Source organism: Komagataeibacter xylinus NBRC 15237 (assembly GCF_001571345.1).
GTDB classification, from domain to species: domain Bacteria; phylum Pseudomonadota; class Alphaproteobacteria; order Acetobacterales; family Acetobacteraceae; genus Komagataeibacter; species Komagataeibacter xylinus.
Genome location: NZ_BCTP01000012.1, coordinates 16,429 through 36,583 on the forward strand (window position 1 = coordinate 16,429; position 20,155 = coordinate 36,583).

Annotated in this window: 10 protein-coding genes and 2 pseudogenes; 8 read left to right on the forward strand and 4 right to left on the reverse strand. The window is 61.7% G+C overall.

Annotated elements, in window-relative coordinates; all coding sequences use genetic code 11:
- Positions 1-130 precede the first annotated feature (130 nt).
- From GXY01S_RS06965 to GXY01S_RS19190, 7 genes and pseudogenes are all read left to right on the forward strand, one after another.
- Positions 131-577, forward strand: coding sequence for a hypothetical protein (locus GXY01S_RS06965; RefSeq protein ID WP_061273505.1), 447 nt, complete (start codon positions 131-133; stop codon positions 575-577).
- A gap of 175 nt (positions 578-752) precedes the next feature.
- Positions 753-1,409 (forward strand): TetR/AcrR family transcriptional regulator, encoded by a 657-nt coding sequence (locus GXY01S_RS06970; RefSeq protein WP_082770762.1) that lies wholly within the window; start codon positions 753-755, stop codon positions 1,407-1,409.
- 342 nt (positions 1,410-1,751) lie between these two features.
- A complete protein-coding gene (locus GXY01S_RS06975) occupies positions 1,752-2,396 on the forward strand; it encodes a Crp/Fnr family transcriptional regulator (RefSeq protein ID WP_255210377.1) in 645 nt (214 codons plus the stop codon).
- Positions 2,397-2,537: 141 nt separating this feature from the next.
- The gene (locus tag GXY01S_RS06980) at positions 2,538-3,557 is read left to right on the forward strand and encodes a Dyp-type peroxidase (RefSeq protein WP_061273509.1); all 1,020 of its coding nucleotides are present in this window, start codon (positions 2,538-2,540) and stop codon (positions 3,555-3,557) included.
- A 12-nt stretch (positions 3,558-3,569) separates the two neighbouring features.
- Complete coding sequence (locus GXY01S_RS06985) at positions 3,570-4,364, forward strand: family 1 encapsulin nanocompartment shell protein (protein ID WP_061273511.1); 795 nt, start codon at positions 3,570-3,572, stop codon at positions 4,362-4,364.
- A gap of 33 nt (positions 4,365-4,397) precedes the next feature.
- Positions 4,398-4,733 (forward strand): DUF2934 domain-containing protein, encoded by a 336-nt coding sequence (locus GXY01S_RS06990; RefSeq protein WP_061273574.1) that lies wholly within the window; start codon positions 4,398-4,400, stop codon positions 4,731-4,733.
- 71 nt (positions 4,734-4,804) lie between these two features.
- Positions 4,805-4,903 (forward strand): annotated as a pseudogene (locus GXY01S_RS19190) (LysR family transcriptional regulator); the annotation flags it as partial.
- Between the two features lie 57 nt (positions 4,904-4,960).
- On the opposite strand, the gene GXY01S_RS06995 reads toward GXY01S_RS19190, so the two are convergent.
- Positions 4,961-5,404: a phospholipase D family nuclease gene (locus GXY01S_RS06995; protein ID WP_255210378.1), complete on the reverse strand. Its 444-nt coding sequence runs from the start codon at positions 5,402-5,404 to the stop codon at positions 4,961-4,963.
- Between the two features lie 435 nt (positions 5,405-5,839).
- Here GXY01S_RS06995 and GXY01S_RS07000 point away from each other — a divergent pair, with 435 nt between their 5' ends.
- Entirely contained in the window at positions 5,840-7,585 is a 1,746-nt protein-coding gene (locus GXY01S_RS07000; protein ID WP_061273513.1) for an oleate hydratase, read from the forward strand.
- 310 nt (positions 7,586-7,895) lie between these two features.
- On the opposite strand, the gene GXY01S_RS07005 is transcribed toward GXY01S_RS07000, so the two are convergent.
- From GXY01S_RS07005 to GXY01S_RS07020, 3 genes and pseudogenes are all read right to left on the reverse strand, one after another.
- Entirely contained in the window at positions 7,896-8,903 is a 1,008-nt protein-coding gene (locus GXY01S_RS07005; protein ID WP_061273576.1) for a zinc-dependent alcohol dehydrogenase family protein, read from the reverse strand.
- Positions 8,904-8,970: 67 nt separating this feature from the next.
- Positions 8,971-9,627: pseudogene (locus tag GXY01S_RS16995) on the reverse strand (IS1595 family transposase).
- A gap of 80 nt (positions 9,628-9,707) precedes the next feature.
- Positions 9,708-20,063 carry a DUF4347 domain-containing protein gene (locus tag GXY01S_RS07020; RefSeq protein WP_061273515.1) on the reverse strand — a complete coding sequence of 3,452 codons (10,356 nt, stop codon included), beginning with the start codon at positions 20,061-20,063 and terminating at the stop codon, positions 9,708-9,710.
- Positions 20,064-20,155 lie beyond the last annotated feature (92 nt).

Genomic DNA, 20,155 nt, shown 5'->3' on the forward strand with positions numbered 1-20,155 from the left:
TCCAGCGCGGAAAGCCGCAGAACAGCGTTGTTTTGTCATTGACGGGCGTTTTGCCCTCAATTAAACGAAACTGAACCGTTCCGTTCAGGGTACCGAATGGTTCCCGCCCTTCTTGTCACTGGATCATGTAATGAACCGCTTCCGGCATGCAGCCCTTGTGGCCCTCGCCAGTTTCCTGGCCCTTCATGGCACGGCGCAGGCCGCGTGCGCGCCCACCGATGCCCGGATCGAACTCTCGGCGCACCATATCGCGGCAGGGGTCGGTTACATCTGGGGCCGGGGCACGCTGTATGATGGCACGCATGCCTACCCCTTCACCATTCGCGGCGGCGGCATGCTGAGCGTGGGCGGCATGGCGCTGTCAGGGCAGGGCTGCGTGCGCAACCTTGGCCGCCTGTCTGACTTCAATGGCACTTACTGGAGCGTAGGCGGCACGGCCACCATCCATCATGGCACGGCGGGCCTGGTCATGGAAAATGGCCGGGGCGTGGACATCAATCTCGCCGCACACACCCGGGGCGCTTTCCTGTCCGGGCAGATCGCGCGGCTTTCATTTCGGCTGAAGGGCGGCCTGTAGCCCCGAACACGGGCGCGCCACCCATTCGCAATGACCGTTTGAACACGCGCCGCCGTTCTGGCATCCCCATGGCGACAGGCAGGATTGCACGGCTGAATGACACCCGGCCCGCATATCATGTTATGTTTCGTGATATAATGTGACTGACTGGCGACTGGAGTTTAAGGGACGAAGAATGTCTGACGTATCATCAAGACCGCCACATACGGGCGGACGCCCGACGCCCGAAGGCTCGGCGCAACTCGACCGGCATGTTCTTGAAGTTGCAACGGCATTGTTCATCAGGCAGGGTTACGCCGCCACATCGCTGGAACGGATCGCGCGCGTGGCGGAGTGCAGCAAGGCCAGCCTGTACCGACGCTACGCCTCAAAGGAAGAACTGTTCCGCGCGGTGGTGGCGGCACGGGGCAAGCTGCTGCTCGAGGCCGCAGGCGCGGTCGAGGCCTCCTCCACCGACCCGCTACTCGCCACGCGTGAAATATGCCAGTTCTTCCTTGACTTCATGCTGCGGCCCGAAACGCTTGAAGCCTACCGCATTGTCATTGCGGACGGACACCGCATTGCCTCCGTCGTGGATGACATGATGCACACCATCGTGGAACCCTTCGTGGCCACGCTGAGCCGCCTGATCAAGGCCGCTGCCGATGCCGGGCGCATCCACTCCACCGACCATGAAGAGACAACCCGCGTCCTGATCAGCCTGTTTTTGGGCTGGCCCCTACAGAACACCATGCTTGGCCTGAACAAGATGCATGACCCGCAGATGCGCACGCGCTTCTTTGAACGGGCCTGGCAGATCTTTATTTCAGGCATCTGCGTTCAGGAGAAATAAGGGTTTTGCGATGCCGTCTTTTTTTCAGGAAGGCGGCATTTTTCCTGGAGGGTGTCAAACGGCGCGACAGATCATTTTTTACAGGGGTTTTCTATATGTTATGTTGCGATACGATACGGTATCGTATATATGAGCATTAAAATGATGCAATCCCTGACGGGTGGCCCTGGAAGGGAATGACGACGGTGCCGACCAATGCAACCCCGATGGCCAGAAAAGACGCGCATTGGAGCCGTCCGATGAAACGCCGCCCCGCAGAAGCATGCCCCGCCACCACCCACAATAGGGGGCAGATCCTTGACGAACACACAAAAACAACGCGTTCCTGCATAATAGATGTTCATGATGTTCAGAGATTTCACGCTTACTGACAAAGAACGGGAGGCGTTAAACACGATCTCCACGAAAATACACAGGCCGGCCAAGCGCCATATCTATACCCAGGGCGAAGCGGGCAAATATGTCTACCGCATCCGTTCCGGCGCCGTGCGGCTGGAACATCACCTGCATGACGGGCGCAACCATATCTTCGCCTTCATATGGCCAGACGACATGTTCGGCGTCATTGAAGAGGGGGTCTATCCCGCCTCCGCCATTGCGCTGGTGGATACCTACCTGTTCCAGATCCCCTACGCCGCGCTGCTCAAGCTGATCGAGACCCATCCGCGCATCCAGACCCTGTTCCTGCAGCAGGCGCTCAATTACACAAAGGCCGCGCAACGCCACCTGCTGCTGGCCACCTACCCGCTTGTGGTCAAGCGGCTGGCGGGGTTTCTGCTTGAATGCAGCAAGCAGGCCGATTTCTATGACCGGCACTCCAATGTCCTGACCCTGGCCATGGACCGCAGGGATATTGCCGACTACCTTGGCTTTGCCGTTGAAACGACAAGCCGCATGCTCAAGGAACTGGAAGACATGAGGCTGATCAAACGCCTCTCGTCACAGCGCATCGTGCTCGACCGCCATAAAATCATGGAAATATTTTAAAAGACCGCCCGCCAGCCCCTGACCAGCGCAGCCGCGTGTTCAATCCGCCTGTCTGCCCCCTGCCGCCCCATCTTGCCACGCCCCGCCACCTGCCTATGCTAGGCCCCGCTACAAGCGTTGTCCGCAGGGAGTTCGAGAGCATTGGCCACACCCCAACCCATTGACACAAAGCTGACCCAGGCCGCGGTTTTTCTTGTCCTGACCCTCAGCGCCGACACCGAGGTCGGCCCGCAGGTGCGCGACCTGATGGGAGACCTGTCATCACTTGTGCGCGGTGTCGGTTTCCGCATTGATGATGGCAGGCTCAGTTGCATAACCGGCATCGGGTCCGAGGCATGGGACCGCCTGTTCGGCGCACCGCGCCCGATGGACCTGCACCCGTTTGCCGAGATCAATGGCGTGCACCACGCCCCTTCCACGCCGGGCGATCTTCTGTTCCATATCCGCGCCACCCGGATGGACCTGTGCTTTGAACTTGCAACCGCCATCGTCTCGCGGCTCGAAGGTGTTGCCACGGTGGTGGATGAAGTGCACGGGTTCAAGTATTTCGATGCCCGCGACCTGCTCGGTTTTGTCGATGGCACCGAAAACCCGGTGGACCAGCCCGCCCGTGATGCCACGCTCATCGGTGATGAAGACCCCGCCTTTACGGGCGGCAGCTATGTCATCATCCAGAAATACCTGCACGACCTGAAGAAATGGGATGCCATACCCACCGAGGTGCAGGAGCACATCATCGGCCGCAGGAAAGTATCGGATATCGAACTGCCCGAGGCCGCCAAGCCCAGCTATGCCCATAACGTGCTGACCAATATTGAAGAAAACGGCCAGCAGCTCCAGATCGTGCGCGACAACATGCCTTTTGGCACGGTGGGCACGGGCGAATTCGGCACCTATTTCATCGGCTATGCCCGCTCGCCCGCGCGCATCGAGCGCATGCTGGACAACATGTTCGTGGGCCTACCGCCGGGCAATTACGACCGGCTGCTTGATGTGAGCACGGCGGTGACCGGCAACCTGTTCTTCATCCCCACTGCTGATTTCCTTGATGCCGCACCCGACCTGCCCGCGCCGCAGGCGAGTGTTGCAGCCGCCCCGCCCGCGGCACCGCAACCCGTGGCGCAAGCGGCCGGCTCGCTTGGCATCGGATCATTGAAGTAAAGGACACCAGACATGAACAACCTGCACAGACACCTCGCCCCCGTTTCATCCACTGCCTGGACCGAAATCGAGGAAGAAGCCACCCGCACCCTGCGCCGCCACCTTGCGGGGCGTCGCGTGGTTGATGTTTCCGAACCCAAAGGCACGGCCTTCGCCGCCGTGGGCACCGGGCGCGACCGGCGCATCGATGCACCCACCGACGGCGTGCAGGCCGTGATACGCGACGTGCTGCCGGTGGTGGAACTGCGCGTGCCCTTCACCCTGTCACGCGCGGAAATCGATGCGGTGGAACGCGGCGCGCGCGATGCCGACTGGCAGCCGGTCAAGGACGCTGCCAGAAAGATCGCCTTTGCCGAGGACCGCGCCATTTTCACCGGCTACGGCGCAGCCGGCATGAAGGGCATCGCGCAGGCGACATCCAACGCCCATGTCAAGCTGCCCGCATCGGTCAGGGATTACCCGCAGGCCTTTGCCGATGCCCTTGCCGCGCTACGCCTTGCGGGCGTCAACGGCCCCTATGCCATCGTGCTTGGCGCGAAGGCATATGAGGCGGTAAGCGGCGGCGATGACGCGGGCTACCCGGTGCGCAAGCACATCGAAAGCCTGATTGACGGCAAGCTGGTCTGGGCGCCCGCCATTGAAGGGGCCTTTGTCATCTCGCTGCGCGGCGGCGACCTGCAGCTTGATATCGGGCAGGATTTCTCGATCGGCTATCTGGCCCATACGGCTGACACGGTCGAACTTTACCTGCAGGAAAGCTTTATCTTCCGGGTACTGACCAGCGAGGCCGCCGTCGCCCTCGACTGATTTCAAACCGAACACGCGACCAAGGACATGATCATGCAGAACCCCCTGGCCACAACACCAGAGACCGAAGCCCGCATCACCGCCAAAGCCCAGGAACTGTGGGAAGCCGACGGCAAGCCCGGCTGCGGTGCCGCAGCCTACCGCGAAGCCGCATCGGAACTGATCGGGATGGAAAGCAACCCCGACGCGGGCCAGATCCCCGTTGACTCACCCGTGCCGCTCGATGCGAACGGAGAGCCCGTCGAACAGGCCTGGCTGGAGGAAAACCTCGGCAATTCCGGCGGCAGCATGGATGAACTTGATGACAGGCAGGAAGTGCCCTTCGCCACGCGCGCTGAAGAGGCAAAAGCCCTGAAGGACCAGGACTGACCCTGCCGTGCGGGATGGCAGTCTTCCATCCCGCACGCACCGCCCTACCCTCCGACCATGACCCGCACCAGCGCCACACTTACGGGTTGCGCCACAAGGAGCGCTACCGCAGCCCGGCGGCGGAAGCCCTGCTGGCACTTATTGGCCGGGAGGCGAGCGGCCATGCCTAGCGGGCATGGTCCCACCGGTTCTGCCAATGGGCCAGATAAGCCTGCGCAAGGGCGGGATCATCCCAGATCACCAAGGGCGTTTTCACTATTCTTGCGCTGCGCGCCCTTGGTGAAATTGAAGGAGCCGGTCTCGACATTCTGGCCATCTGTAATGATGACCTTGTCGTGCTGCACGGCATAGACATCATCCATCCTGACCTGAATACCCGCATCCCTGACCCGTGCGATGGCCATCTGGTTGCCCTTGCCCTGATTGCCTTCCTCATCAAGCACGATCGCCACATCCACCCCGCGCTTTCTGGCCTTGATCAGGGCTTCGACCACGTTATCGGCGCTGAAGAAGAACGCCATCATGCGGATCTGGCTCTTTGCACTTCTGATCACGTTGAGCACCAGTTCGGTTGCCGATCCCTCTGGCGAGAAACCGACATCGATATGCGACTGGGCATAAACCGGCGTTGTCAGGCCAATACAGAGAAAGGCTATAATAATGCTTTTCATTTTATCTTCTTTATTGACATGGATCTGTATAAATTCTCACGGCACCAGTCAGGGCGCGCCTAACCCATTCCCGCCACCACGCACGGGGCCATAGGCTGACAAACAGGCCGCACTATCCTCTTGAGGAAGAGCATCAGGTCAACCCTGTTTCAGGCAGGGGCATTCCCGCCATATAGTCACGACACATGAAGGCAGGGCCTGCCACATCTTGTGAAATATGTTTTCATAAAAGTGTCATATACTGCCCTGACCTGCACGCCGCACGGGGCGCAGGGCGTGCCGCATCCGGCCTACCCGTCGCTTGCATCCCCGCCTTGCCAATTGATAAATATCAACGACATCAATACCAAAAAAATCGCGCTATACTCAGCAGACTTTCCCACCGGGGGAAAAGGTCAGGACCATGATCCATGGCCCCAGCAAGGCGCAAATTCCATGAGATATGCCCACAGCAATTTTGAAGCATTCGTCCGCCCTGAAAAACCAGCCGGAATTGACACCCGCGCGGCCTGGATCATAGGCGGCGGTCTTGGCGGCATGGCCGCTGCCGCCTTCCTGATCCGTGATGCGGGCATGCCGCCTGCACACATCACCATTCTTGAAGCCTCAGCCGACAATGGCGGCGCGCTCGATGGCACGGGTAACGCCGAGACCGGCTGGCTCATTCGTGGTGGCCGGGAAATGGAAGAACAGTTCCAGTGCCTGTGGGATCTGTACCGCTCGATCCCGTCGCTTGAAGTGCCTGGTGCCTCCGTGCTTGATGAGTTCTACCGCCTCAACCGCGCCGACCCCAGCAGCAGCCCCATCCGTGCCATGCACGCGCGCGGCCAGCCCCTGCCCAATCGTGACAGCCTGACCCTGACCGGCAAGGCGCGGCGCGAGATTCTGACCCTGATCCTGACGGATGAAGACAGGCTCGATGGCAGGACGATCAGCGATGTGCTGTCAGCCGATTTCATGAAATCGAATTTCTGGCTGTTCTGGCGCTCCATGTTCGCGTTCGAGACATGGCATAGCGCCATCGAGATGAAGCGCTACCTCGCCCGCTTCGTGCATCAGATCCTGGGCCTCAAGGACCTGCACACGCTCAAATTTACGAAATTCAACCAGCAGGAATCGCTCAGCAAGCCGCTGGCCACGTGGCTGGCCGAGCAGGGCGTGGTGTTCCGCCACGGCGTGCAGGCAACCAATGTGCGTGTCGATACGGCAGGCGGCAAGAAGGTCGCCACCCGCATCGACCTGCTCGAGAACGGCCAGTCGGGTGGGATCGACATCAAGGCGGATGATCTGGTGTTCGTGACCAATGGCTCCATGGTGGAAAATGCCCGCTGGGGCGACCATCACACCCCTGCCCCGATCGAAACCGGCATTGCCGAGGGCAATATCTGGCAGTTGTGGCGCAACATCGCGGCACAGGACCCTGCCTTTGGCCGGCCAGACGTGTTCTGTGGCGACACCACAAAATCACGCTGGGAGTCCGCCACCGTCACCACGCGTGATGCACGCATTCCTGATCTGGTGCACAGGGTAACGGGGCGCGATCCCTTCTCTGGCCGTACGGTTACGGGCGGGCCGATCACCATCCACGATTCCGCGTGGCTGATGAGTTGGGTCGTCAGCCGACAACCGCATTTCAAGGGCCAGCCTGAAGGGCAGATGGTGGCGTGGCTGTACGGTCTGTTCAGCGACGTGCCGGGCAATTATGTCAAGAAACCCATGCAGGACTGCACCGGCGAGGAAATCACGCGCGAATGGCTGTTCCACATGGGCGTGCCGGAAGACCAGATTGACGACATGGCCGCCACGGGTGCCACCACCCATCCGTGCATGATGCCCTTCATCACCGCGCAGTTCATGCCACGCGCGGCAGGCGACCGACCGAAGGTGGTGCCCGATTGCAGCGTCAACCTCGCCTTTCTCGGCCAGTTTGCCGAAACGCCGCGCGATACGGTGTTCACGACCGAATATTCGGTCCGCACCGCGATGGAGGCGGTCTATACGCTGCTCGATATTGACCGCGCCGTGCCGGAAGTGTTTGGCAGCATTTATGATGTGCGCATGCTGTTGCAGGCGGCAGCCGAACTGCGCGATGCCCGCAAGATCCCCGCATCAGGTGTGGTGCGTCACATGGCAGATGGCACGGAAATTGGCGATCTTCTGATCCGCTATGGCCTGATCTGAAAGGCAGGCAACACGGCGTTATGAAAAATCGCCACCTTTTGCAATAAAGGTGGCGACAGATCATGACTATTTTGACCTGAAAGTAGCATCATGGAAATAAAATGAACGACAGGACTGTTCGTAACAAGCAAGATGCAGGCGGTTTTTATCTGATCAGGCCCGGACCTGCCTGGAGGACGCGGCGCGCATCGAGAACCGGCGGGCACGGCTCAAGCAATGGCGGGCTGTCGCCACGCCATATGAAGCAACAGCCGCATTTTCCACCATCCTCATTACTGCGACAGCAGACTGTATCAAACCCTGTCAGCCACTAGAACTCCAGGCAGATCTTGCCAAAATGCCGGTTGCTTTCCTGATGACGAAAGGCCGCCACGATCTCTTCAAGCGCAAAGCTGCGGTCAATGACCGGGCGGATGCCATTGCCCTCAACAGCCCGCACCATGGCATGCTGGTCGGCCCGGCTGCCCACGAGCACGCCCTGCAGCCGGAACTGCTTGAGCAGCATGGGTACCACTTCCAGTTGCCCTGCCACGCCCGTCAGAATGCCGATGACGGAAATATGGCCAGCCACCCGGATGGCCGCCATCGACTGTGCCAGCGTGGCGGGGCCACCCACCTCGATGATATGGTCCACGCCGCGCCCGCCGGTCAGTTCCCATGCGGTGGTGCCCCATTGCGGGTTTTCGCGGTAATTGATGACGTGGTCCGCACCAAGGGCGCGCAGGCGTTCGAGCTTTGCAGCGCTCGATGAAGTGGCAATGACCGTAGCCCCCGCCATCTTGGCAAATTGCAGCGCGAAGATCGACACGCCGCCCGTGCCCTGCACCAGCACCGTATCACCAGGCTTGACCGCATCATCAACAAACAGCGCGCGCCATGCCGTCAGCCCCGCCGTGGTGAGTGTGGCCGCCTCGGCATGCGACCAGCCGCGCGGCGCATGGGTAAAGGAGGTGGCTGGTGCTGTCACCTCCTCACGTGCATAGCCATCCACGCCGTCGCCCGGCACGGTGGTGAACCCGATCACCTCTGGCGCGCCCCCCAGCCAGGTGGGGAAAAACGTGCTGACAACACGATCGCCAGGCGCGAATTCGCTCACACCTGCGCCCACTTCCACCACTTCACCCGCGCCATCGGCCATGGGGATGCGCGGCACTGTTGGACCCCACATGCCGCTGACAACCGCGTAATCATGATAGTTCAGCGAGGAGGCATGCAGCCTGACCCTGATTTCACCGTGTGCCGGCGCGCGGGTGGGCTGGTCGGACATGATGACATGATCGAAGCCGCCGGGCGGCTGCACAATAACCGTTCTGGGCATCGCGGGTTTCTCCTCACTACAGTAAAATACAAAGGGGCTGGCATAGGTAAGCATTTATTGGGACGGGTTAGGAAGGAAGCTTAGCCCATCCGGTAAGGATTTTCACGAGCCTTGCGGGAGAGCGGGTATTGAAGCGCCACTCGCACCCGGCCAGAACGAGATGGAAGTCCTTGCGTGGTATTTCATTGTATCGTCGCAGATGATGCCTGGCCTGGCTCCAGAAGTTCTCGGCGCCATTGATATGGTCTCTTCCCTGGGTGAAATGCCTGCTGTGGTCGACGCGCTCGTGGTGGAACTCAGACACAGCGAGCTTGTCGTCGGCATGCCATAAATCACTGTAAACGATTGAATCCGGTAGAACTTTCTGCCGGATGAAAGACACCGGCGTCTGGTGGCCAGCATTGGGGATCATGACCGCATGAACGCGGCCAGACCGCTTCAGCAGACCAGAAACGGCAACTTTTCAGGCAGCGCCTCTGCCCCGTTCACCTTTGCGATGTCCATTGAAACAGCTTTCATCGACTTCGATCTCACCGGAAAAGGGCGCGTCATGAGCAATCTGTTCAGCGATGATTTCGCGCAGTTTGCGGTAATACAGGGTCGCGGCATTGCGATTGACGCCCACGGGTTCGGCGGCACTCCGCGCGGGCGTGCCCGCAACGAAGTGCTCCAGAAGCCGTTTTTGGGTGCCAACAGGCAGTCGGCTGCGACGACGTGCTTTCATAGGATATATCAAGCCTTTATCGGCTTACCCTATGTCAGCCCCTATTATTTTTCATCAATGAGTTGTTTTCAAACAGTGTCTCAGTGATTGACCAGATCGCGACTGCGCGCATATGCCGCTCTCTGGCCGATCTGGCGCATCTGCGCCCGCAGCCCCTTCTTGCCGGGAGTTGGCTCGTTGGCGTGATGGTTGCCGCGATGGAAATCAGGGTTGAAGGCAAGCCAGTTCATGTCCTGCTCCACCACCTGCATCGCGCGCTCCACCGCCTGCGGAATGGACGGATCATTGCCCATTTCCCACGCGGGGTGTTCGTGCCCGATCACCACATGCACATCCACTTCGGCCTCATGGCCATATTCATCGCGGCCAATAAGGGCCAGGTCAATGGAGCCGCTGGCCTCATCTGGCGCGATCATGGAAAAGCAGCGGCGATCCGCATCGAACGAGACCCAGTCCGGCAGCGGCGCGCCGCCAGCCTGGCGTGCCGTAATGGTCAGGTTGAGGTCCGTTCCATCGGAGCTGATGAAGGCACCGGCCGGCACATCGATATCGTATTTCTGGTTGGTTGTCACAAACCGGTAGAGTGACGTTCCGCGTATCCATGTCTGGTGCGCGACGCCAAAGCCACGCTGGAACTCGTTCTCGAACCCGTCCTCCACCGATGTCTTGAGCAGGTCGGAAGAACTGAGGTCATTGTTGAGGGTCGAACCCGAAAGGGCGGGATTGCCCTCCTGCTGTGTCACGTTCGTGTTCAGTGCCACGGTGGTCTGCGAGACATGGCTGGTCTCATCAGCCATCAGTGCCGAGACATCTGCCACCTGTGCCGCCGTGCCCGTGGCCAGCGTGCTGTTGGTCTCGACCAGTGCGGCAGACAGCCCGCCCGGCGTGCCGGTAAAGCCTGTTACCGGCGCAAAATGCAGTTCCGCGCTGGCAGGCAGCACAAGGGCGGTCGTGGCGGAAACCGAGGTGCTGACATTCTGCCATGTCCGGCCCCCGTCGGTTGAATACTGCCATGTGCCCTGTGTTGCCGGGTTGGCCGTATTGCCCACAATGGCAACGCCCTGCAGATGGTCGGCTACCGAGCCATCAGGATTGGAAGCACTATGCTGCTGGTCGGCCTGATCAGAGAAAGTGGGCCCGAACAGGGAGGATACGCTATCCCCCCTGACCTGTTGGTTGCTGGTATCGACCGAAGGCAGCGTGGCGCTGCCGCTGGCTACCGGCGCGTCATTGACCTGTTCAACACTGGTGCTCACCTGCACCGGCACCACATCAAGCGCGGTACCGCCACCGGTGTTGCTGACATCAACCCCTGTTGCAACGCCGGTTATGGCATTACCCGCCACAGCCTTGCCATCCGCCCCCGTGAAGGCGTTGGCGGTCGTGTTATCGATCACCGTTGCCGTAAACGAGATGCTGGACGGGTCACCATTGAAGTTGGGCGCAGGCTGGAACCAGATCTGCGCATCCCCGGGCAGCACGACCGCACTGGTGGTGGAAAGGCCGGTCGGCAGCGCCTGCGCCGTGCCACCGGGCACGGAATACATCCATGTCCCTTCGCTGGCGGGCGTGGCGTTGCCGGTAATGGCAACGCCGCCCACGCCATTGGGGGCATCCGAGGCAGGAAACAGTTGAGAAACCGTCTGCTTCGTGCCCGGCTGGTCTTCCGTGCCCGGAGGAATGTTTACAGCCGTATGGGCATCCGGATTAACCTTGATATCCAGCGGCTGGCTGTTGGTGTTGACTGACCCGTTGGGGTGATCCTGCTGCATCTGGGTTATGTTCACGCCCGTCAGGGCCGTGGCGGTGCCATCGAGCGCCTGCCCGGTCACGCTGGTGGCAACGCCATCGCTGGTGCCGGTCAGGGGCACGTCGGCTGAGGTCTCGACAACCTGCGTGGTCAGCCCGCCCGGCGTGCCGGTAAAGTTTGGCACGGGGTCAAAGCGCACCTTGGCCTGATCGCCCAGCACCACGGCATTGCTGCCTGAAACATTGGCGGGCACGTCCGTCCATGTCTTGCCGCCATCGGTGGAATACTGCCACGTGCCCTCGGTTGCGGGGTTGGCCGTATTGCCGGTAATGGCCACGCCAGCCAGATGGTCGGCAGTGGAGCCGGTGGGGTCGGTCGCGTTCTGCTGCGCATCGGTCCCGTCCTGCACGGCATTGGAGTACAGGGCGGCAACCGTGGTGCCCGTATTGGCGCTGTCAGCACTGTTGGAGGTCACATCAGGCAGCGTGTAGGGGCCTGCCGCCATGGTAGGCGGATCATTGACCGGCGTCACCGCGGTGGACAGGTCAACCGTGCCCGTGCTCAGCGCGGTCTGCCCGCCACGGGTCGAAACATCGGCGCCGGCTATCGCCATCGTGCCGGAATCCAGCGCGGCCCCGGTCAGCGGCGTGCCGTCGGTCGTGGTCAGGGCCTGCCCGTTCGCCCCCACCAGGGCCGGACTGCCCGATGAGGCGCCCGAATTGTCGATCAGCACGACCTTGAGGTCATCGCCACTGACAGGCTGGCCATTATAGTTGGCCGCAGGCGTAAACTGCAGTTGCGCATCCTTGGACAGCACGAGCGCATTCGTGGTCGAGACGGCAGCCGAAAGCTGTGTCCATGTCTTGCCGCCATCGGTGGAATACGACCATGTGCCCGCAGCCGAGGGCGTGTAACCCACCACGGCCACGCCCGCCATGGTGTTGGCGGTAGAGCCATCGGGGTTGGTGGCACTGTGCTGCTGGTCGGTCTGGTCGGAGAAGTAGCTGCCAAACAGCCCCTGCACGCTGGTTACCTGCGGCGTGTCTTCCGTTACCTTCCACGAGGCGGGCTGGTCCCCCGTGACCGGGGTCGCGCCGGGGGTGGTGTTATCGGCCACCACGTTCGGGGCGTCGTTCACGTTGTCATCCATCAGCGCCACGCTATCCGTGGCTGCTGAATAGGCGGAACCCGGCGTGTTGGTGCCCGTGCCCAGCCCCACTGTAGCGGGCAGGGCGGAAATGCTGCCATTGGCCGCGCCATCAAACTGGTCCCATGCGCGGAAGGTCAGGGCATCATTGACCTTGCCGTTCCAGTTCGGGTCGGTGGACTGGAAATACACTCGCGCCTGCCCGTTATCGATCAGGTGCAGGGCATTGCCACCGCCAACTGCATTGCTTGCGCCGCTACCGGCAAATTCGGTCCATGTCTTGCCGTTATCGGTGCTGTACCACCATGTACCGTGTGTGGTATCGGCGCTGGTAATGGCAATGCCGGGCAGCGACGTGGCGCCTGCGGCACCCTGGCCGGTCAGGCCCGCGCCGTCGGGGTCGGTCACGTTGCCCGCGCCACCTGTTGCCCCTGCATAGCCCACAAGCTGCGAAACCGCCGTGCCCACCGCGCCCTGCGGCGGGGCGGAGTCCTCCTGCGCATCGTTCAGGGAAACCGGGACCGAGGGATCAAGCACCGGGGAATCATTGGCAGCGGTGACCGCAATCGTGCCGTTGGTGACGATGGGCGCACTCGCCCCGTTTTCATAGACCGATATGCTCACATTGCGCGTGCCCTCGATGGGCGTATCGGAGCTGTCGTAATATGTCAGGCTGGCCAGCGTGGCCTGCCAGTTCTTGAGCGTGGTGGCGGTGCCTGCGGTCAGGGTCAGGGCGCCGGTTGCGCTATCGAGGCTCGCGGTAATGCCGCCCGCCGTCGTGGCGGCCAGCACGTCCTCCGCCGTGGCGGAACCGACCTGCACCACTACTTTCTGGATCGACCCCGCACCCGTGCCCGATGCATCCTCTACCGAGACATAGGAGCCAAGCGCGGTTGCCGATGCCGCGGCCGGGGTGTCATTGGGTTCGGTAAATGTGGTGGCAAAGGTCGTGCCACCAACACTCACATGCGTGAACATGGGCGCGCTGGTCTGCACGCCCCCCGTGCCCTGCGCGCCCGTGGTGGCCTGCTGGCCCGCAAGGTCGGTATTGCCATCGGAGAAGGTAGCTCCGAGCGTGACATCAAGCTGCGTTGCCGGATCGGTTGCCGTGGGCGTGTAGGTATAGGTCAGGTCCTGCGCCAGTGTGGCGATGCTGGTCTTGGTGGCGTTTGTATTGAACGTGAACTGCAGCACGCCGCCCGTGTCGGTATAGGTGCCGATTACGGTGTTGTTCACGCTCACCTGTCCGCCCGCCATGCTCACGTCGGTGCCCGTTGCGCCAAAGCTGTCCGTGGCCGAAGGAGTGGCCTTGCCATCAACATAGCGCTGCACCGTCAGCGTGGTACCGGCATAGGTATAGGTGCCGCTTTCCTTTGTGGTCAGCGTATCGAGTTCGTGGTCATCCACCGCTACCCCGCCATCGCCGATTGCCGTGGCGGTGCCAGCGGTGGCGACATGCGGCGTGGTGTCCTGCCAGCCTGTAATGGTGGGCGCGGTATCGGGCAGTTCATAGGCCAGGTCAGCATGGGTTGCGCTCATGCCACTGGCTGAATCCGCATCGGGGCTGACAGCGGTTGTAGCAGATGTTACCGCGCCATCATGGTTGTACACCTCCGTCTCGCTGGCAGGCACGCCATCCGTGCCTCCCGTGGTCGGCACGGTAATTTCCGCAATGGAGGCTGTGGGCGTGCCATAAACAGGCACCAGCGCCGCATAGTCGCCACTGGCATTGGTCGTGATGCCGGTCTGCACAAGGCCGGTGGCATAGGTGCCGTCCTGCCCGCGCGCGGTCACCGTAACGCCTACGCCATTCAGTGGGGTATCGATGGCGCTGTCATAGGTGCCGGGCGTATTGCCCAGCGCCTGCCATATCTGGCCCGACAGCGTGCCAAGCCCCATCGTGACCGAGCGCTCATAGGTATCGGCGGGGTTGGAACCTGCGGTGCCCGCCTGCCCGGCCGAGCCATCGCGGCTCTGCGCCGTGCCGCCCGAGGCGGCGGGAGTAGCCCCGGCCAGCGATTCCCACGTCACGCTGGTCGTGGTCTGCGCCAGTCCCTGCGTCAGGTCAGAGAGCTTGACCGTATAGGTCACGGTCTCGCTGGCACCGGCGGCCAGAGTCAGGCCGTTGGTGGTCACGCCGTTCGCATCGGCAGCCGCCACGCTGCCGCTGGCATTGATCGTGGTGTCCACCGTACCAGCGCCCTTGGCTGCAACAGCGCCAGCAACGGTTTCCTGCCCCGCCACCAGTGGGTCATTGAGGGCGACATCATAGGCCGTGGCATCGCCGGTATTGGTCAGGGTATCGGTAAAGGTGACGGTATCATCAGTGTAGTCGATCGCGGTCACCGCCTTGCCCAGCGTGACGGTGGGCTCCCTGACCGTTTCGGTCACGATGGATGCGGCGGAGGACTGGGTTGATGTGGGCGTTGGTGACGTACTGGCCGTCAGGCTCTCGCTGAAAGCGGGATTACCATCCTTGTTGGCCGTGGTATTGAGCACCGTGCCCGCCACCTGGATGATGGCATAGTTGGGAACGGATGACGTGTCGTTGTTGGTGACCGTGCCGAGATTGATGGTGAGCACGGTCTGGCCGGAGGAATCCGTTGTCACGCCGGTTATGGCCGCACCATTACCGTTAAGCGCGGCCTCCGCCGCATCCGTAAGCGTAAAGGTCTTGCCGTTCATCTGCACGGCCGATGTCGTGCCTTCCGCAAGCTGCTCGGCACTGCCAAAGCCGGATGATGTGACTTCCCCGTTCGGGCTGGCCAGCAGCAGGCGCAGCGATGTGGGGTCAAGCTGCACGTTGTCCGGCACCTTGAGGGTCAGCGTCACATCCTGGTTCTGCCCTTCGGGGATCGAGACCTCGCCCTGCAGGGTCACCTGGTCGCCAGGCACGGTATCGGCCGCAGTAACGGGCTTAGTGGGGGAAATGCCGCTGGTGGTGCCGTTGCTTTCACCAACGATGTCGAGCACGGACGTGAAATTGCCAACCGCTGGCGCATCGCTGGCCGTGCCCTTGAACGCTTCGGGCACGTCCTGCGGTGTCACCGGCGCATCCCCCGATCCGGACGGGGTGCCCGATGGCGGCATGAATTCGTTGCTCCTGGGCGCCGAATGCCAGGTGTAGTTGTCCGTTACCGCAAGCTTCGTGCCTGCGGGCAGGTCGGAGGCGACCGTGCCGGTAATGGTGTAGATGACCGGGGCATCGGTGGGAGCGAGAGAGGCAAGCTGGGACAGGGCGACGGATGTCTGGCCGGCGGCGACAGTGATGGTCTGCCCCCCACCCGTAATGGTGACGCCCGTCAGGTCCGAAGGCAGCGTAATGGCATGATCGACGTCATAGGCCGTGACATCACCGTTATTGCCCAGCTTCAGGGTATAGGTAACCTGCTGGCCGCTGTACAGCGGCTGGCCGTTCGTATCATCGGTAATGGTTTCGGTCAGGGAGGGCTTGCGCTCGGTTACGGTCACATCGGCGGGCCCGGCCTGTTCGGCTATGGTGCTCGTGTCATCATGCGCGCTGTAGTTCAGCACGGCCGATGACGTGATCGTGGCGGCATTGGCTGGCGCATTGTTCTCGCCATAATAACCGTTATAGGCCAGCGTTATGGTGCCGGGCGTGGAACTGGAATTGGTAACCGTCTTGCCAAGGTCAAAGGTCAGGGTGGTGGTGCCATCGGCGTTCCTGACCGCCGTTGGCGCGGGCAGGTTGCCACTGGCATCGGCGCCTGAGGCGGTCGCGCCGGTCAGGGTCGCGGTAAAGCCTCCGGCATAGTCCATGCCAGCGGGCAGGGTTTCCACCACCGTCACATCCCCATTGCCATTGCTGAGCGTACCCTCGGGCACGGTTACGGTAATGGTGGTGGTCCGCGTCTCGCCACTGACGATTGTGCCGCTGGAGGTGGCTGCATCCACGCCATCGTTTTCAGGCAGGTTGGATGGGCCAATGCTCTTGCTGATGGTGGGCACCTGCAGGGTGACGCTTGCCGGATCGGTCAGGTCCGACGCCTGCCCGCCAAGCGGTACGCCATTGGTCACGAACCCGTTGCCCTGCGCAACCGCGCCAGCGCTGTTGCCAAAGTTCACCACCGTTGCGCTGGCCACCAGCGTATCGCCCAGGTTCTGGCCGGTGGGCAGGGCCAGGTCATAGGTAATGGTCAGGTCCTGCCCCTTGGCCAGAACCGGATCGGTGGCCGAGGTGGCCGGTATGGTCAGGCCGCCGGTGGTGAAATAGCTGTTGGCGGCAGTCGTGGCATCCGCCGCCGAGGAATAGACCACCGTGCCATCGGCGCGCGTGATCTGGAAATTCTTCACATCCCCCGCAGAGAACCCGGCAGGCAGGGTGCCCGATACCGTCAGGTCGTACATGCCGGCCGAGCCGGTATTTTCCACCGTGGAGGCGATGCGCACCGTGTCGCCGCCCTCGGCCCCCGTGGCGTTGAGGTCGTTGACCGCGCCAAGGCCGCTCACGCCACCGGCAGGAACCGATGCATAGGCGCCACCATCCGATCCCGCCGCGTTGAAGGTGGTGGTGGGATTGGTATCCGTCCCTTCACCCGGTGTCTGGGGCGTGTAGGTAACGGATTTGTCAGTGCTGGCGCCGTTCATGACCGACACCACGCCCGTCTTGATCTCGGCCGCGGGCTCGGCAACCGTAATCGACTGCAGGGTAGACTGGGCCGTCTGGGCATTCTGCCCATTGGTCAGGGTGGACTGCTCCTGGCTGGTCAGGCGCAGTCCATCGGCAAAGGGGCTTGATGTTGCATTGAGGGTGAACAGCACGGCCACCTGCTTGCCAGCATCATTGGTGGCAAGCGTGTTGCTGTTGCCCATATCGAAGCTGATGCTGTTGTTCGCGGACTGCGTCGAGACCGTAACCTTGCCCGGATCGACACCGTTTGGCACGCTCACCACGCTGTAGGTGCCAGCCGCCTGTTGGGTCGGGTCCGTGCTGTCGGCAGCCGTGAAAGCGGAATCGCCGGTGCCCGTGGGGTTGCTCGTGTCATAGAGCGGCAGGGGCAGGTAAGATGAGAGGTTCAGGTCGGTATAGGTGCCGGTCTGGAGGGTATAGATTGCCTCGTAGGTCACCTTGTCACCCGCGTGGATGACGGGCGTATCCGTACCCTCAACGGCAACGCCATTGATGGCCACGATCTTCAGCCCCGTCGTGCCCTCGGGCACGGAAAGCGTGCTGCCTGAACCATCCTGCACCTGCGAGGTGGTGCCATCAAGGCCCGTTGCCTGCGCGCTGACACTCACGCTGCTGCTGACCGTATCGCCTTCGGTGACCGGGGTGTTCGTGGCGGTATAATTGTCGCTTACCGTGCTGGCATAGCTGATCGTGCCCTGCTTGCCCGCACCCATGGCAGGCAGGCTGTTATCGGCCAGGTACTGGGCGATGTTCATTTTCACCACGGTCTGCCCGTTATCGCCCGGCGTGGCCGACCAGTAGGCGCTGCCCAGTTGCACGGTATGGGACGTGCCGGTGGCATCGGTATAGGTAAAGGTGGGGCTGGTGCCCGCCTGCAGGGCCTGGCCATCGCTCAGCGTGGTGGTGACCACCATGCCGGTGCTGGAGTAGTAATCCGAATTCTCGATATGGATGTCATGCGTGATGATATCGCCGGGCATGACCTGCCCGGCAGGCAGGCCCGTGGCGCTGCCATCCGCATTCGTGATCGTATCCGTCTCCTGCACCGCGAACGCCTTGGCGTTGAACGTGGTGGGCGATGTGTCCACCGTCTGGTCCAGCGCAACGGCCGTGGCTGTCTGGCCCTCTGCCACAGGCGGGGTCCAACTGCCGGTATAGGATATGGTAGCGCCCGGAATGGTGGTGGGCGCTGTCGTGCCGCCAGAAGAATTGCCGCCAGAAGAATTGAGGATGGAATTCCCGGCCGCATCCGTCTGGCCAACATAAACCGGAATATCAATCTTGTAGGGCGCAGTTGCGCTGTAGGCCACGCTATCAAGCGTAATCCTGACCGACCCGCCTTCCTTTGAGCCGTCAGCGGGCGGCACGTAGGTGGCCGTGCCGCTGATGGTCGAGCCATCGGCCCCGGTCAGGGTAATGGGGCTGTTGTTGTAATTGACGCTGTCAGGCAGGGCGACATTGAGCGTCATGTCCTTGATGGCGTTGTTCTGCGTCACTTCGGCAGGGGTGACGGTCACCTCGTAGGTGGCGGGATAATCCGGGCCAGTCGGCACTTCATCCTCGCCACGCGGCGAGGTGATGATACCGGCGCTCACCTGCACGATATTCTGGTCAACGCTATTAGTCACGACCGAACCCTGGATGGTCGGGTCGGTGCCGGGATCATTGAGCGCATCGGCGCCATACTGGTAACCACCAGCCGCGGCGATGGTAACGGGGGCGCCGGCACCTGTGGGCGCATCGACGGACTCGACCGTGTTATTGGCAAAATTCGCCGTAAGCGTGAGGGTTGGCTGCTTGGGCGTGTAACTGCCAAACGGCAGGGAAACCACATACATGGTATCGCCCGCCTTGAAGCCCGCAGGCGCCGTGACAAACTGCGGCTTGCCATCCGTGCCGCTGCTGTAGGGATTATAGGCCCCGATCTTGCCATCGACATCCACCAGCGTGACAGCCTTGGCGGACAGGTCCTGGCCCAGATAGGTTACGGAGGTCAGCGGGGTATCCTGCGTGGCGTTGGTCGGGGCGAATATCTCGACAAAGGGCGCGTAGCCCACGCCATTGGACGCATTGTTGGCAAAGGTAATGGTCTGGGAAAAGGCATTGCCCAGCAGGTTGCTGGTATCGGTGGAACTTGAAATGGTGACGGTGGCCGTCGGGCTGTCGAGCACACTGTCATAACCGGCCTCGGCCGCAAGCGAGAAGGGTGCATCCACGGCATTGCCATCCAGCCCGGCCGTGCGCTCCAGGGTCCAGTCACCCCCCAGCACGCCAAGGCCCGTGGCATCGGTCGAGGCGGCGACACCCGCGCCGGTCAGGGTATGCAGGTCCTCGACCAGCGCCTGACCGGCAGCCCCCTGCCCCACATCGCAGCCCCAGAACAGGATCTGCCCCTTAGCCCCCAGCGCATCGCCCCACTGCGCCACCTGCGTACTGTCCGCCATGAGGGTGGCGGCATTGATGGTGGCACTGCCAAGCTCGATCTGGCCTGCCTGCCCGTAGGTGAGGAAGCTGACACTGTTGAGGTTGTGCTGGTGCGACAGCACGCGCGAGACGACGGACATGCCATCACGCGTATTGTCCACCACCACCACGCCCACGTTATTGCCTAGCGAGGCGGTGAGTTCACGCCAGTCACTGACGCGGGAATCCACAAAGACGATATCGGTAAAACTGTCTTTTTTTCCACCATTGCGCTCATGTACCGACTTATCTGTACCAGTGGTTGCAGGTAAATCCGGCAGGGAACCAACGGATTCATCCACAACAGGGGCATCATGGGCATTTTCCCCCTGATTCTCGTGATGGTGTCTGTCTGCCCCATGGTGATGGGAGACATGCGCCACGCTGCCATCAAAGAGATATCTCTGCTCAAGAATCAGACGCATGAAAAATCCATTTTTATCAACAATTTGTTTAGGAATACCAGATTATGGTTTCCATGAGATGAATCATTTCCACTCAGCAGGGCGCCACGACC

Excerpts from the sequence above, each read along its gene's own strand:
- GXY01S_RS06965 (WP_061273505.1), top strand. The coding sequence starts at position 131 with ATGAACCGCTTCCGGCATGCAGCCCTTGTGGCCCTCGCCAGTTTCCTG.
- GXY01S_RS06970 (WP_082770762.1), top strand. The coding sequence starts at position 753 with ATGTCTGACGTATCATCAAGACCGCCACATACGGGCGGACGCCCGACG.
- GXY01S_RS06975 (WP_255210377.1), top strand. The coding sequence starts at position 1,752 with ATGATGTTCAGAGATTTCACGCTTACTGACAAAGAACGGGAGGCGTTA.
- GXY01S_RS06985 (WP_061273511.1), top strand. The coding sequence starts at position 3,570 with ATGAACAACCTGCACAGACACCTCGCCCCCGTTTCATCCACTGCCTGG.
- GXY01S_RS06990 (WP_061273574.1), top strand. The coding sequence starts at position 4,398 with ATGCAGAACCCCCTGGCCACAACACCAGAGACCGAAGCCCGCATCACC.
- GXY01S_RS06995 (WP_255210378.1), bottom strand. The coding sequence starts at position 5,404 with ATGAAAAGCATTATTATAGCCTTTCTCTGTATTGGCCTGACAACGCCG.
- GXY01S_RS07000 (WP_061273513.1), top strand. The coding sequence starts at position 5,840 with ATGAGATATGCCCACAGCAATTTTGAAGCATTCGTCCGCCCTGAAAAA.
- GXY01S_RS07005 (WP_061273576.1), bottom strand. The coding sequence starts at position 8,903 with ATGCCCAGAACGGTTATTGTGCAGCCGCCCGGCGGCTTCGATCATGTC.
- GXY01S_RS07020 (WP_061273515.1), bottom strand. The coding sequence starts at position 20,063 with ATGCGTCTGATTCTTGAGCAGAGATATCTCTTTGATGGCAGCGTGGCG.